The sequence below is a fragment of the Desulfobacter curvatus DSM 3379 genome (assembly GCF_000373985.1).
Taxonomy (GTDB): Bacteria; Desulfobacterota; Desulfobacteria; order Desulfobacterales; family Desulfobacteraceae; genus Desulfobacter; species Desulfobacter curvatus.
Genome location: NZ_KB893123.1, coordinates 1 through 15,663 on the forward strand (window position 1 = coordinate 1; position 15,663 = coordinate 15,663).

The window sequence follows — 15,663 nt, forward strand, 5'->3', positions numbered from 1 at the left end:
TGCGTTTGAACATTTTTTATAACTGGCAGTCGCAATGATAGAGCCCTCCTTAACTTAACTGGAAAGACTCTACTTTTTTGTGAAAAAAATCTAGTTTAATTTCAAGTAGTTACGATTGATTATGGTGAATTATATTAAAAAATTGGGTGTATGCTCTAAAAATTAGACTTTTTCGACCGATTTTATTGATTTTTAAATTTATAAAATTCAAAATGGGAACAAGCGAAATCCAAGCAGTACCGTTTTCAACTGTCGGATTAAACAGCCGGAACGAAGCTATTCCGGGGAATGGCTTGACCGGGGCACGGGGCTGTCCGAAGCACGCCTTGAAGGAGCGCATCTCCTTTTGCCCGGCTTCGACGATGACGGGCTGACCCTGGAGATCTTTACATATGCCGAGATGGTGGAGACCGCCGATGCCATGGCCAATCACCGGGGATATACCCATATCGCCTTTGAGGTGGATGATGTAAGAACGGTGTATGACAAGGCCCTGAAAGAGGGAGGCGGCCCCTTGGCAAGGTAACGGAAAAACCAGTGCCAGGAATCGGGACCTTGGTCTTTGTTTATTTTAAGGACCCCGAGGGCAATATCATTGAGATTCTCTCCTGGAACAGGGAACAGGGATCAGTGATCAATTGCCGATAAACCAGGTCAGCCCATGGCTGTTAATAGAGCTTGCCGACAGCATCCTCCACAGCCCGAACAATCCGGCCGCTGTGCAAAAGCTTTCGAACAGCGGCAATATCTGCTGACAAAAATCGGTCCTTTGTCATGCAGGGCACTTTACTGCGGATGGTTTCATAAGCAGCCATGGTGCCTTTGCCGGCCTTAAGATTTGTGAACATATCAATGGCCTGGGCACCACATAAAAGCTCAATGGCAATAACCTGCTCGGCGTTTTCTACGATGTCCCGGCATTTGCGTGCGGCAGTAGCGCCCATGGAGACATGATCCTCCTTGTTGGCGGAGGTGGGAATGGAATCCACACAAGCCGGATGTGCAAGGACCTTGTTCTCAGAAACCAGGGAGGCGGCCACATACTGGGCGATCATGAACCCTGAATTGAGCCCGGTGTCCTTGACCAGAAAGGCGGGAAGACCCGAAAGCTGGGGATTGACCAGGCGTTCAATCCGGCGCTCGGAGATATTGGCAAGCTCTGCAATGGCAATGCCCAAAAAATCACAGGCCAGAGCCAAAGGCTGGCCGTGGAAGTTCCCCCCGGAAAGAAACTCTCCGGATTCCGGGAAAATCAGGGGATTTTCCGTGGAGGCGTTCATCTCCACCCGGATTACCCGTTCCACATAATTGAACGCATCCCAGGATGCGCCATGGACCTGGGGGGAACAACGCAGGGTATAGGCATCCTGAATCCTTGAGCAATCCCTGTGGGAGGATACGATTTCAGAATTCTGGGTGATTTTCATCATATCGGAGGCCGCCTTCATCTGTCCTATATGAGGCCGGGCATTATGAATTCTGGGATCAAAAGCGGTGCGTGTGCCCATCAGGGTTTCAAGACTTATGGAAGCGGCAATATCGGCATGTTTGCAAAGATTTAAGGCATCATAAAGGGCAAGGCAACCCAGAGCAAGCATGAACTGGGTACCGTTGATCAGGGCCAGCCCTTCCCCTGCACCAAGTTTCAAAGGTTCAATATTTTTGGCAGCCAGAGCCCGGGCGCCCGGCATGCGTACCCCATCCACAAAGGCTTCACCCTCGCCGATCAGCACCAGGGATAGATGGGCCATGGGCACAAGGTCTCCGCTGGCCCCCACCGACCCTTTTTCAGGAACCACAGGAATGATTCCGGTATTGAGAACATGGACAAGAGTTTGAATGGTTTCAAGGCGCAGCCCTGAATTGCCCCGGCAGTAATCATTGATCCGCAACGCCATCATGGCCCTGACCACATCATCATCCATACAGTTGCCCATACCTGCGGCATGGGATAAAAGAATGTTGCGCTGCAGCGTTTTTGTATCCTCAAATGAGATGCTGACATCGGATAATGCCCCAAATCCCGTGGTCACACCATAGATGCGCTTGCCTTCCTTCACCCATTGCTCCACCAAGGTCCGGGCCTTTTTAATCCGGGCTTCGGAATTAACGGAAACGGCAACGTCTCGTCCATTACGGGCAACCTCGACCAGTTGAGCAAGGGTGAAATTCTGTCCGTTGAGCTGAATAGTATCATTCATCATGTTTTATTCCCTAGCGAACATACCGAACGGGACGCCCTTGCTCCCGAATATGGCAAAATGGGCTAAAACCCGTTCCGAAAATGATCCTGAACATTCTTGCAGATTGCTTGACAGGGTGTTGACTCAATGCATCTACTTGTATAGACAAGCAGTATAGAATTGCAGCAAAAATGTCAACATCCATAAGGGAAGACACCCATGACTCATACACAAGCCCCCTGGGACATCGTGTTTATTCATGCAGATATTGCCACCATGGCCCGGGGCCGTTACAACATCATCAAAGACGGAGCCATCGGGGTGGCCCAAAAAAAAATCCAGTGGATCGGTACTTCTGACAAGCTTCAAGCCTCACCCGGCCCCATTGCCGATGAAATCATTGATTGCACCGGCAAGTGGATACTGCCCGGGTTTGTGGACTGTCACACCCATCTGATCTGGGCCGGGTCCAGGTCCAATGAATTTGAAATGCGCCTGTCCGGTGCAAGTTATGAAGATATTGCAAAGCAGGGCGGAGGTATTGCCGCCACGGTTGCGGCTGTGCGTGAAGCATCCGAAGACCGACTCTTTAATATCGCATCCCGGCGCATCAACCACTTTATAAGCCGAGGCACCACCTGTGTGGAAATAAAATCCGGGTATGGCCTGGATCTTGAGAATGAATTGAAGATGCTGGCTGTGGCTGACCGCCTGGCTCAACGCTTTCCTTTGCATGTTTCCCCCACATTTCTCGGGGCACACGCCCTGCCCCCGGAATACAAAGGACGAGCTGACGACTATGTGGACCTGATCATCAACACCATGCTGCCCGGAATCAAAAACCAGGGTATTGCCTGTGCCGTGGATGTATTCTGCGAATCAATCGCCTTTTCCATAGAACAAACAAAACGGTTGTTTACCGCAGCCACAGACTTAGGCCTGCCGGTCAAGCTCCATGCCGAACAGCTCTCGGACTCAGGTAGCGCAGCGCTTGCCGCACAGTTCAATGCCCTGTCCTGTGATCACTTGGAATACCTTTCCCTTGACGGCGCAAAGGCCATGGCCCATGCAGGTGTAACGGCCGTACTTCTGCCCGGCGCCTATTACATGCTCAAAGAGACCCAAAAGCCGCCGGTGGAAGATCTTATCCGCCTTAGGGTACCCATGGCCCTGGCCACGGACCTGAATCCGGGCACAAGCCCGGTCCATGACATGGCCACAGTGATGAACATGGGCTGTGTACTGTTCGGACTGACCTGTGAACAGGCCCTTGCCGGTGCCACCATCAACGGAGCAAAAGCCCTGGGCCTTGACAAACAAAAAGGCAGCCTGGAAACAGGAAAAGATGCGGATTTTGTGCTGTGGGATATTGATGCACCGGCCGACTTGAGCTACCAGATGGGTATCTGCTGTGTAAACAAGGTTGTGATTGCAGGCAAAATCACATATAACAGCCATGGGCTGACCTGACATATCAGCACCGAGGTGTAGCCCACAACAAAGTAAGAAAGTAATTCAACAGCTTATTGGAACTTTACTTATAAAACATCTAAGAAAGCTAACGTTTGTTTACAGTCCTTTTAATTTGGAGAACCGATGCGCATATACGCAGTTGCAGACATTCACGGCAAACCCGGACATATGGAAACCATTTACAAGGTTTTAGACCAGTACCAGCCTGAATTAATGGTTGTCCCCGGGGACATGACCCATTTTCTCAACTGGTCCACCGTCCTGTCCCAGCTTGACAGTCTTCCTGTTCCCGTTCTGGTGATCCGGGGAAATACGGACTTAAAACGCATTGAACCCCGTATAAAAAAAGCGGCCAATATCACATTATTAACGCAAACGCCCCTTCAAATTAAAGACTTTTCTTTTGTGGGAATGTCAGGGACCCTGCCTTTGCCCTTTGTCAACAGGGTCGGCCTGAATGAAAAAAAGAAGCTTGCCGACCTGCCCTGCCCTATGGCGCCGGATACGGTGCTGGTGGTCCATACCCCTCCCAAGGGAGCGTGTGACCGTGTGGGTAAAAAAATCCATGCCGGCAGTCGGAATTTGGCAGGATTTATCGAGGCCGCAGCACCAAGCCTTGTGCTTTGCGGTCACATCCATGAAGACGCCGGAATGGAAACACTCCATGAAAGTACCGTGGTTAACTGCGCCATAGCAGGGCCGGGATCAGGAGCCATCATTGACCTTGAAAAAAATGAACCACCTAAAGTGAATCTTCTGCAATCGGATACGCCGCCCAATTAAAATCGGTAAAATTTACGGTTTCCGGTCGGGCACTGTTTATAAAATGCCGAACATTCACGGGGCAAGCCGTTGCAAACCAAAAGAAGAATTGATAAATAACTAATTTTGATCTATAGTCACCGTCAATTTATAGGGATTTACTCAAAATCTATAATGGAGAAAACGAATGAAAACTTTTAAAATTATATTGTTCATAATTTTTCTGGTGGTTCTGACTATTTTCGGTCTTCAGAATCAGGAATACTTTCTGACAACTACGGCGCTCCACATTGACTTTAAAGTAGCATCCCTTTACTTCACGGCCATGGAATTTCCAAACTGGGCCTATTGGGTTCTCTGTCTGGTCATAGGCCTTTTAATTACAGGGATTCGCGGACTAATCACGGCCTTTCGCCTGAAACGCCAGGTTCGAACAAGAGATGAACGGATTGAAAGCATGAAAGGAGAAATTAATTCTCTTCAAACACGTCTTGATATATTTCTTCACGATCCCTACATTAAAAAACACCTGGAAGAAGAAGCCCGCAAGGATAAGGAACAGCAGCAAGCTGGAACCGAGGAAAAGAAAAAGGCCTGAAGTCCCCCTCCCTTTGAAATTCCATGGTCAAAAAGAAACAAACACCCATGATGGCCCAATATCTGGCCATCAAAGAAACCTGTCAGGACGCCATACTTTTTTACCGGATGGGGGATTTTTATGAGATGTTTCTTGAGGATGCCGTCAAGGCAGCCGGCATCCTTGAAATCGCACTGACCTCCCGGAATAAAAACGACCCCGATCCCGTACCCATGTGTGGTGTGCCTTACAAGGCAGCCGATCTTTATATTGCCAAACTCATTGCAAAGGGCTGCAAGGTTGCGGTGTGTGATCAAGTGGAGGACCCCTCCCAGGCCAAGGGACTTGTCAAACGGGAAATTGTCCGGGTCATCACCCCGGGAATGATCCTTAATGATTCCCTTCTGGACCGGGGAACAAACAACTTTCTGGTGGCAATCTCCAAAACATCCGAGCATGCCGGTCTTGCCTGCATAGATATCTCCACGGGCGGCTTTACCACCTGCCAGGTAAAACGCACTTCGGGGGGTATCCCATACATCCTGTTGGACGAGGCCCTAAAACTATCCCCCAAGGAAGTACTCCTGCCGGACAGTTTCAAATCCGATCCGGCCATGGCCGTCGTCAGAAAAACGTTTTCCCATGTTGAAATCACTTATCTGGACAACTATACGTTCCGGTCTGACAATGCCCGGCAGCTTCTGACAGAACAATTTTCCACCCGCAGCCTTGAAGGGTTCGGTATTGAACGCATGCCGGCCTGTATATCTGCAGCAGGCGCTGCCATCTCCTATGTCCGGGACACCCAGTTGTCGGACACCAGCCATATTTACAAAATATCCCCGTATGACCTCAATGACTTCATGGTTATTGACGACAGGTCCTGCAAAAACCTTGAGCTGCTGACCAATATCCAAACCCAGAGTTCAAAAGGCTCCTTGATCCACATTCTGGACAAAACCGTCACGGCCATGGGCGGCAGGCTGATCAAGCAGTGGATCAGATACCCCCTGGTGGATAAAGACCAAATACAGCAGCGCCTTGGTGCCATCGAAGAAATTATCAACGCACCCGGCACCCACCAGACACTTGGGGATCTGCTTAAATCCGTATATGATCTTGAGAGGTTAGGCTCCCGTATATCCATGGGCCAGGGCAATGCCCGGGACATGCTTTCCCTTAAAAATTCCCTTTCGGTCCTGCCCGATCTGTTCCAAGAGACCGAAACATTTGAAAGCCCGATCCTCAATGGTGCCGGCACGGATGAACCGCAGTCCCTGGTCCGGAGCCTGGAAGAACTTGCCCAATTGATCGGCAAAGCCATCCGGGAAGATGCCGTGCACGTACTCAACGAAGGCAACCTGATCAACGACGGATACAGTCCGGAACTGGACGAGCTTTTATCCATCACCCGGGACGGAAAATCATGGATTGCAAAAACGGAAAAAAAGGAAAAGGAAACGACGGGGCTCTCCTCGCTTAAAATAAAATACAATAAGGTGTTCGGATATTTCATCGAGGTATCCAAAGCCCAGTCTGCCCAGGTACCGGATCACTATATCCGGAAACAGACCCTTGTCAATGCCGAGCGGTTTATCACCCAGGACATGAAAGCGGTGGAAGACACCATATTCAATGCCCAGGAACGCAGAAACGCCCTGGAATATGAAATTTTCTGCACAGTCAGGGAAAAGGTGGCCCAACGGGCTAAGGATATCCTGACCATGGCACAGTTTATTGCCGCCGTTGACGTGGTCCAGGGACTTGCCAAAGCTGCGGTGGAAAATGCCTATGTAAAGCCGGACATCAATGACGACCGGCGCATTGACATTCAGGACGGCAGGCACCCGGTGGTGGAAAAACTTATTCAGGGTGAGCGGTACGTACCCAACTCCATTGCTATGGACGATATCCAGTGCCAGCAGATCCTGATCACCGGTCCCAACATGGCCGGCAAATCCACAGTGCTGCGCCAGGTGGCCCTAACCGTTCTCATGGCCCAAATGGGGTCGTTCGTACCGGCGGCCGGTGCCTCCATCTGCATCACCGACCGGATATTTACCCGGGTGGGGGCACTGGACAATCTCTCCTCCGGGCAGAGCACCTTCATGGTTGAGATGGAGGAGACAGCGAATATTGTCAATAATGCCACGGAAAAAAGTCTGGTCATCCTGGATGAAATCGGCAGGGGAACCTCCACCTACGACGGCATGAGCATTGCCTGGGCCGTTGCCGAGTACCTACATGATCTGAATGGAAAAGGGGTTAAAACACTTTTTGCCACCCATTACCATGAGCTGCTCCAGCTTGAAGAAATCAAACCCCGGATTAAGAATTATAATATAGAGGTCAAGGAGTTCAACGACAATATTGTGTTCCTCCGCAGCCTGGTCAAAGGGGGCACCAACCGCAGCTACGGCATCCAGGTGGCGCGTCTGGCCGGGGTTCCCGATGATATTATTGACCTTGCCAAATCGGTGCTGGCATCTGCGGAACACCATCCCATGACACCGGCGCCTTTGCCGCCACCTGCCAAAAAGAAAAAAGGGGCAAAAAAACAAAACACCAATGGTCAAATGAACCTGTTCGGTCCCTCGGACGATGATCTGCGCCGGATGCTGCACAACGTGGATATTGCCCAGATGACTCCCCTTGACGCCCTGAACTTTTTAAATGAACTCAAGCGCAAGGTTGAGGCATGAACACCGGGTTTAACCGTATATTCACAGTTTTTATGCCGGTTCTGGTATGTCTTTGCCTGTTTTACCGGCCCATGGGGACAGCCCTTGCCGCCGACCCGGCCAAAGCCAGATACCTGGCAGCAGATACCTGTCTTAAAAAATTAAAACGCTCTTCAGTGGATATAAACAAGGTGTCTGCCTGGCTGACCTGTATTGAAAAATACAAAGCCATCCATAAAAACTTTCCTGGAAATTCCTGGGCGCCGGCCGGGCTGTACAAAGGTGCAGAACTCTATTTCCAACTTGCCAAAAGATCAGGCAATGCCGACTGGAACCAACAGGCAGACGATCTTATCGCCCGCATTAAAAGGTTTTATCCCCAAAGCGCTTACAGTGCACGTGCCAACACCCTGGCCGCAGCAAACGCCTCAAGGCCCCGCCTGAACAACAGTGACGTAGAAATAAAACGGTCCCAAAAAAAGTTAACCCGGGATGATGAAGCCATTGCAGAATACCACAGGCAGAAACTGGCCCAGGCCGAGGCTGCCGATACGGGGGAATATCAGCAGCCCTCGGATGTCATATCGGATATTATAGAAAAAGACACACAGGACCCGGCGTATTGCGGTCCCGAGACCACCAAACCTGATGATACGGAGCTGCAGCCGCCCAAAGGAGACACAACCGTTACGGACTTACGATTCTGGTCTAACCCGGAATACACCAGGGTTGTGGTCAATGCGGACAGAGAACGAAATTACACCCACAAGCTATTGAAAAAAGACCCGGCCCTGAATGTCCCTTTCCAGCGACTGTATGTGGATATTGACCAGGCAAGACTTGGCCGCAATGTGCCGGACCACACCCCCATCAATGATGATCTGCTTAAACAGGCCCGGGCCGGCCAGTTTGCCCCCCACACCGTCAGGGTGGTGGTGGATATAAAAGATTTTGATAATTATAAAATTTTTTCCTTAAAAGACCCTTTCCGTATCGTTATTGACCTGTGGGGCAAAAACGCTTCCGGACCTATGGACCAGATTGCCGATGCCTCCCCCGGAACAAAGCCGTCTGATGAAAAGCCGGACCGCGTCACCACGGACAATTTGAAATCATCCGACATTGCCCGCCAGCTGGCTTTGGGTGTCAGAAAAATCGTCATTGATCCCGGCCACGGCGGCAAGGATCCCGGCGCGCCCGGATATATCAAAGGCGTATGGGAAAAGGATATTGTACTCAAACTGGCACTATCCCTTGCGGAAAAGCTGCGCAACCGCCTGAACTGTGAGGTGTTGCTTACCCGGACCACAGACCGGAAACTAACCCTGGAGGAACGTACTGCTATTGCCAATACCCAGCGGGCCGACTTGTTTATCTCCATGCACTGCAATGCCGCAAAAAACAAAAAACTGTCCGGCATTGAAACTTATATTCTAAACCTGGCCACGGATGAACAGGCCATTGCCGTGGCCGCCAGGGAAAATGCCACATCTAAAAAAAATATCTCGGATCTGGCCTATATCCTTAATGATCTGATGAAACATGCCAAGATCGAAGAGTCCACACGTCTTGCCAATGACGTTCATAAAGCCATGATCGCAGGCATGAAAAAGAAATACGGAACAATTCGTGATCTGGGAGTCAAACAGGCGCCGTTCTATGTACTGCTTGGGGCACGGATGCCTGCAATTCTCATTGAATCCTCTTTTCTTTCCAACAAAACCGAATGCAAACGTCTGATGACCGACGCCTACCGCAATGACATTTGCAACGCCATTGCCGACGGGATAGAAAAATATATCAATGCAACAAATCCCAAACACATATAACTATGAAAACCAAATGAAAGGTGGAAATTATGTCATTTGAAAACATTATTCTTGAGATGGACAGTGCCATTGCCATGATATCTTTTAATCGGCCCAAGGCCTTGAATGCACTGAACAACGCACTGCTTGATGAATTGGATGTCGCTTTGGACCAGGTGCTGGCCAATAATGAAATCCGGGTACTCATTTTAACAGGCACCGGAGACAAGTCCTTTGTCGCAGGTGCGGATATCTCGGAACTGACCCAAATGGACGCGTTGGCGGCAAAATACTTCTCCCGCAAAGGCCAGAAAATATTCTCCAAGATTGAAGCCCTGCCCTTCCCGGCCATTGCCGCCGTAAACGGGTTTGCCCTGGGCGGCGGCAGTGAAGTTGCCCTGGCCTGTGATTTTATCTATGCCTCGGAAAATGCAGTATTCGGACTGCCTGAAATCAACCTGGGCCTGATTCCCGGTTTTGGCGGTACCCAGCGGCTTGCAAGGGTTGTGGGGAAAAACAGGGCCAAGGAGATGATTTTCACCGGAGGCAATATTACTGCTGACAAAGCCCTGGAATATGGTATGGTCAACCAGGTGTGCCCCCTTGAATCCCTTATGGATGAGGTCAAAAAAACAGCCCGGCGCATTGCAGCCAAAGGATGCGTATCCTTAAGAGCGGCCAAAGAGGCTATACAGGCCGGACTGGGTTGTGACCTTGAAACCGGATGCTTGATTGAAAATGACGCCTTTGCCATCGTCTTTGCAAGCCCGGATGCAAAAGAAGGCACATCAGCATTTTTAGAAAAGAGAAAGCCTGAATTCAAAGGCAATATTTAAACCAGGGAGATGAAACATGCCCATATTCGACATTGACTATGAGACCATGCCCAGGGAGGGCCTGGAGGCGATCCAGCTTCGCCGTCTTCAAACCACCATTGAACGGATTCATGCTACGGTTCCTTTCTATAAGGAGACCTATGACAAGGCCGGGATTAAGCCCTCTGACATAAAGAGCCTGGATGACTTAAGGCGTCTGCCTTTTACCACCAAACAGGACCTCCGTGATAACTACCCTTACCGCATGTTCGCGGTTCCCATGGAACAGGTGGTCCGCATCCACGCATCTTCAGGGACCACGGGTAAACCCACAGTTGTCGGCTACACCAAACGGGATATCAACACCTGGGCTGATCTGATGGCCAGGAGCATGGCTGCCGCCGGTGGCACGCCAGGCGACATTATCCATAATGCCTGGGGGTATGGTCTTTTCACAGGCGGTCTGGGTGCCCACTATGGGGCGGAACGTTTAGGCGCATCGGTTATTCCGGTTTCCGGCGGCAATACCAAGCGCCAGATCACCATTATGCAGGATTTCAAGCCCACAATTCTGTGTGGCACGCCATCATATATTCTCCATCTGGCTGAAGTGGCTTTGGAAATGGGGGTGGATTTCAAGGATCTGTCTTTTAAAGCCGGTATTTTCGGTGCAGAGCCCTGGACGGAAAGAATGCGCCAGGAACTGGAATCCAAACTTAACCTCAAGGCCGTGGACATATACGGCCTGTCCGAAGTCATGGGTCCGGGCGTTTCCGTGGAGTGCGTTGAAGAGCAAAAAGGCCTTCATATTGCAGAAGATCATTTCATTGTGGAGATCGTTGATCCGGATACCCTAGAACCGGTTCCCCCCGGAGATCCCGGTGAAATCGTGTTCACATCCATTACCAAAGAAGCCTTCCCAGTCATCCGTTACCGCACCAAGGACATCACCTCCTTGAATCCGGTGCCCTGCACCTGTGGCAGGACCCACATGCGGATGAACAAACCCTCGGGCCGTACGGACGATATGCTTATCATCAGGGGCGTTAATGTATTCCCCTCCCAGATTGAAAGCGTTCTCATGGAAAACCGGGAAGTTGCCCCCCATTACCAATTGGTGGTTGACCGGGTTGACAACCTGGATACCCTGACGGTAAAGGTAGAAATTGACGAATCCTCTTTCAGCGATGACATCAAGGGGCTGCAGGCCATGGAAGGTAAAATTTCACATAATATCAAGGAGCACCTAGGCGTATCTGCCAAGGTGGCCCTTGTGGAGCCTAAAACCATAGAAAGAAGCCAGGGCAAGGCTGTCAGGGTTATAGATAACCGCCAATTTTAACCAAGGAGACTATTATTATGGCTGAACAGATATCCATATTCATAGAAAATAAAGAAGGTCGTCTTGCTGAAGTCACTGCCATTTTAAGGGATGCCGGTGTGAATATACGGGCGCTTTCCCTGGCAGACACCACGGATTTTGGTGTACTTCGCCTCATTGTCAATGATAACGAAAAAGCCACCACTGCCTTACGGAATCAGGGATTTACCGTGGGCAAAACCCGTGTTCTGGCGGTGGAGGTGAATGATGAACCCGGTGGCCTGAACCAGGTGCTGGATCCATTGAGTGAACAAGACGTCAATGTGGAGTACATGTATGCGTTTGCCAACCCCCAGTGTAAAAACGCTATCATGATTTTCCGCTTTGATGACCTTGAAAAGGCAAAAATTATTTTAGCGGAACAGGGCATTAAGGTTATAGATAAAGAGGAAATCTCAAATCTCTAACGTGCCGTCTATAAATAGTGTTTGAACGGAAAGTCGCCCATCTGCACCTTGCATCTGGGCAACTTTTCGTCCAAACACAAGTTTTCGTTCAGACAAAGCCTAAACGCTTTGTTGGTGGATTTGAATATTTCCATGGCCCTTACTGCAGGATGGCCCTATTCTTTGCCGCAACTTTTCTTTAAATGGGCAAAAAAATTCTGAAACAGGTTCCTTCGCCAGGGGTGGACTCCACTTCGATTGAGCCGTTATGAATCTGCGTTATGATAAAATAGGAAACGGACAATCCAAGTCCGGCACCCTCTTTGTCAGGCTTGGTGGAGAAAAACGGTTCAAATATACGCCTGCAGATATTATTGGACATACCCGGGCCATTATCTCTTATCTCAACACAAATCTGATCTTTTTTACCATAGGTTCGCATAAAAAAAGTCGGACACGGGTTATCCGCATACCCGGCCATGGCATCCACCCCGTTTGACAGAATATTGAAAAATACCTGTTTTAATTCACCAGCCCGGCATTTGACTTTTGGTAAATCAGGGGCATAATCCTTCATAATCTGGATCGCATCAAAATAAAACTCCTGTTCCAGGCTATATTCACTTGAGACCAGTTCAAGCGACTGGTCCAGGAGAAGGGATATATCTTCAACAGCAAAATCCATTTTGGTTTTCCCAAAAAAAGAGAGCATGTTCGAGACAATCCCTGACGCTTTTTTATCGGCTTTCATGATCAGATTCAAATCGTTAAAGACACCACGATCTTGCATATACCGGCTCAACCCATCAAAATTCAGTCCGTTTTTATCTGCGGCTGCTAAATTTTCAGAGACAGGATTTTCAACATTGTTGCGTATCCTTTGGGCCGCCCTGCGTATTTCGGCCAAAGGCCCATTGATGTTATTGGCCATGCCTGCAGCAAGTTTTCCCACTGACACCATTTTTTCAGACTCAACCACCCTTTTTTCCAGTCTTTGCTTTTCATCCTGCCGGCGTCGAAGGTATAACGCTTCAACCAAGACCAGAATCATCATTGTGGCAACCTCCTGGTCTTCAGAGATATATTCGCCTTCCTTACCTGCAAAAACGACCAGGCCAAACACATCCTTTCCGTACAGTATAGGCAGTGCCATAATGGTTTGGATGGGCAGATGTTCACTGGGGAAAAATGAAAATTCAGAATTCAAACTCACGTTATTGAATATTACAGGGGCTTTATTCGTAATTGCTTCGACCAGCCCGCCGGATATATGCTGTCTAACGCCGCAATTTATAACCGCGTCATCAAATCTTGGACATAATTTTTCGGCCTGATCGGAAAGCGCCAGAATTTTCAAATTATTTTCTGCGTCACAAACCTGCCCCACAAAACAATATGGGCCCGGAATTACGTCCTGGGCAATGGGAATAAAAATCTCTGCAATTTCCTGTATGGACTGTGCTGTCATGGATCGTTGAAAAAATGTATTCACTGAAGAAATCAGCTTACGCTGGTGCAAAATTTGTCTGCCCTGGATATTTTTCTGCTGTATTTCTCCCTTCAATATTATATTGGTACGCGATATTTCCTTTTTTTTCTCTTTAACGGCATCATGCATGCGAATAAAATTGCGTGAAAGGGTCCGGATTTCTCCAACACCTGTTTCTTCAATTTCGTCATCAAAATTTCCTGCAGCTATATCAGAGGTAATACGGGCAAGTCTTGCAAGCGGTTTAGTGATAAAATCAATCAAAAAAGCAAGCACTACAGCGCTGAGCAGGTTCACGAAGCAAGTAGCCCCCAATATCCGTGCCCGAAATTTAGCCAAATTTTTTTCAATCAGGCTGGTGGAGTAAATCACTGTCAGTCTTCCGAGTTTCACTCCTTTATAGTCAATGATAAAACTTTTCTTTATATCCACTCCGCCCAAAGGTAGCTGTCTTTCAAGATTGATATTCATATTCAATTCTGAATCATGGATGCTAAGGCGTTTTATGTTTTCATCATCAAAAAAAGCCTCTATGTTCATTTTTAGACTTTCCATATCCACATTATAAAGGGGAAGGGTATTGATAATCCGCATAAGATAGGTGGAGTTATCAATTTGTGCCCGTAACTTTTTTAACTCAAGGACTTTTACCTGGTGGGTGATGAAGAAATACAGAAACAGACTAACGGCACAAAAAGCCATAACAACAAAAATAAGAATTCGGGTCCTTAAACCCATATGATTTTCCTGGTTACCACTAAAAGATTGCAACAAAAACGGATCAGTCAAAACGGATGGGGCTAAACCTGATAGATGAATACGTTACAAACATTATTTAAGAAGAGCGGATTCGTTTCTAGACACCCTGCGAACCAGACTCCGGTAATCTTCCGAGGCTGTTGAGCCTGGAGCAAATTCAAAAATGGTCTTCCCAAAGGAAGGCGCATCGGCCAAATTTTCGTTATAGCGAATGGGTTTGCATAATTGTCGAGGATACAGCTTTTTCAATTGATCATACAGCACTTTGGGTCCCTTGATCCGCAAATCAAGAAATGTGGGCACAATGTATTTTAGTTGAATTTCGCTTTTATACTTCTGGATGGCACCCAGGCTTTTTATGAACTCAGACATCCCATGCAAAGGCATGACTTCTAAGGCAACAGGCACCAGCACCTCGGTCGAATAAAAAAGGACATTAACAATCAACTGATCCCATCCTGGGGCTGTATCAATCAAAATAAAGTCAAACTGATTGTCCAAGGGGCTTAGGGCTTCGGACAAAGTAAACTCCGCCCCAAAACTTTTTTTGTCAATAATACGCTTAACGCCTGCCAGGGATTTACCCCCCGAAAGCAACCATAGATTTTTTCTGGCTTCGATCAGGCAGTCTGAAATCGTCAGTTCCTTGGTTAAAAGTTCCGTCAAGCCGGCTCCCGGCCTTTTCCCAAGAATGTAGGAGGACTGTCCCTGGGTATCGGTATCCACTAAAAGGACTTTATACCCGGCGAGTGCAAGACCTGCACCAAGGTTCACACTAGTGGTCGTTTTGCCCACACCACCCTTGCTCAGGGTAATACAGATCTTTCTGGCCACAGATCCGGCTCGGCGGTTCATCTCGATGGGCTCTTCTTCAGATGTCAGAAGGGAGGAAAGAGCCACAGGAAATTTAAATTTGCACGATTTGCAACTAGCCATGATATTTGTTTTACCGGCATCTGAAAAAGGCTTCAAGGCTTCAGGATTTACTTTATGTTTTCTGGCACATTTTGGACAGGTTATAATCACTGGTCCTTCTCCTTTTGTAACTCCGCGATGATAGCATCAACTGCGATATTTGCAAGTCTACGCATGGAGACATGGGCTGTGTCATCACCGCTGACCTTTATTCTGATTTTGGCCTTTCCTTCCCATATTTCCACTGAAACATTTCCCCGAGACGCAGTCCATGAAGGATTTGCAGTCATTTCCGGCAAATCAGGTTTAGCCTCATTGGGACCGCCTCTGTATATCAGACAGTCAAGTTCCTTTGCTGAACCTTCAAACGTTTTGTCGTCAGTGCCTAAAAGGCTGTCCATGACATTTTTTTTCTCAACCATTCCAATGCCACC

The 15,663-nt window shown here is 48.6% G+C and carries 13 protein-coding genes; 9 read left to right on the forward strand and 4 right to left on the reverse strand.

Features of this window, described 5'->3' with window-relative positions; genetic code table 11:
* Nucleotides 1-346: 346 nt before the first annotated feature.
* On the forward strand, nucleotides 347-526 hold the full coding sequence (locus B147_RS30765; RefSeq protein ID WP_020590055.1) for a VOC family protein: 180 nt from the start codon (nucleotides 347-349) through the stop codon (nucleotides 524-526).
* Nucleotides 527-668: 142 nt separating this feature from the next.
* On the opposite strand, the gene hutH is transcribed toward B147_RS30765, so the two are convergent.
* Complete coding sequence (gene hutH / locus B147_RS0125635; RefSeq protein WP_020590056.1) at nucleotides 669-2,204, reverse strand: histidine ammonia-lyase; 1,536 nt, start codon at nucleotides 2,202-2,204, stop codon at nucleotides 669-671.
* Nucleotides 2,205-2,402: 198 nt separating this feature from the next.
* Between hutH and hutI the strand changes: the two genes are divergently transcribed.
* From hutI to B147_RS0125675, 8 genes are all read left to right on the forward strand, one after another.
* A complete protein-coding gene (hutI, locus tag B147_RS0125640; protein ID WP_020590057.1) occupies nucleotides 2,403-3,653 on the forward strand; it encodes an imidazolonepropionase in 1,251 nt (416 codons plus the stop codon).
* Nucleotides 3,654-3,779: 126 nt separating this feature from the next.
* A complete protein-coding gene (locus tag B147_RS0125645) occupies nucleotides 3,780-4,439 on the forward strand; it encodes a metallophosphoesterase family protein (RefSeq protein WP_020590058.1) in 660 nt (219 codons plus the stop codon).
* A gap of 166 nt (nucleotides 4,440-4,605) precedes the next feature.
* Entirely contained in the window at nucleotides 4,606-5,016 is a 411-nt protein-coding gene (locus tag B147_RS0125650) for a LapA family protein (protein ID WP_020590059.1), read from the forward strand.
* 23 nt (nucleotides 5,017-5,039) lie between these two features.
* Nucleotides 5,040-7,697 (forward strand): DNA mismatch repair protein MutS, encoded by a 2,658-nt coding sequence (gene mutS / locus B147_RS0125655; protein WP_020590060.1) that lies wholly within the window; start codon nucleotides 5,040-5,042, stop codon nucleotides 7,695-7,697.
* Nucleotides 7,694-9,505 (forward strand): N-acetylmuramoyl-L-alanine amidase, encoded by a 1,812-nt coding sequence (locus B147_RS0125660; RefSeq protein WP_020590061.1) that lies wholly within the window; start codon nucleotides 7,694-7,696, stop codon nucleotides 9,503-9,505. Before mutS ends, B147_RS0125660 begins: the two co-directional genes overlap by 4 nt.
* Nucleotides 9,506-9,534: 29 nt before the next feature.
* On the forward strand, nucleotides 9,535-10,320 hold the full coding sequence (locus tag B147_RS0125665) for an enoyl-CoA hydratase-related protein (RefSeq protein ID WP_020590062.1): 786 nt from the start codon (nucleotides 9,535-9,537) through the stop codon (nucleotides 10,318-10,320).
* A gap of 16 nt (nucleotides 10,321-10,336) precedes the next feature.
* On the forward strand, nucleotides 10,337-11,641 hold the full coding sequence (locus tag B147_RS0125670; RefSeq protein WP_020590063.1) for a phenylacetate--CoA ligase family protein: 1,305 nt from the start codon (nucleotides 10,337-10,339) through the stop codon (nucleotides 11,639-11,641).
* Between the two features lie 17 nt (nucleotides 11,642-11,658).
* A complete protein-coding gene (locus B147_RS0125675; protein ID WP_020590064.1) occupies nucleotides 11,659-12,087 on the forward strand; it encodes an ACT domain-containing protein in 429 nt (142 codons plus the stop codon).
* A 178-nt stretch (nucleotides 12,088-12,265) separates the two neighbouring features.
* On the opposite strand, the gene B147_RS0125680 is transcribed toward B147_RS0125675, so the two are convergent.
* The 3 genes from B147_RS0125680 to B147_RS0125690 form a co-directional block, all read right to left on the reverse strand.
* Nucleotides 12,266-14,293 (reverse strand): ATP-binding protein, encoded by a 2,028-nt coding sequence (locus tag B147_RS0125680; RefSeq protein ID WP_020590065.1) that lies wholly within the window; start codon nucleotides 14,291-14,293, stop codon nucleotides 12,266-12,268.
* Nucleotides 14,294-14,386: 93 nt separating this feature from the next.
* Nucleotides 14,387-15,340 (reverse strand): AAA family ATPase, encoded by a 954-nt coding sequence (locus tag B147_RS0125685; protein WP_020590066.1) that lies wholly within the window; start codon nucleotides 15,338-15,340, stop codon nucleotides 14,387-14,389.
* Nucleotides 15,337-15,651, reverse strand: coding sequence for a hypothetical protein (locus B147_RS0125690; protein WP_020590067.1), 315 nt, complete (start codon nucleotides 15,649-15,651; stop codon nucleotides 15,337-15,339). Before B147_RS0125690 ends, B147_RS0125685 begins: the two co-directional genes overlap by 4 nt.
* Nucleotides 15,652-15,663 lie beyond the last annotated feature (12 nt).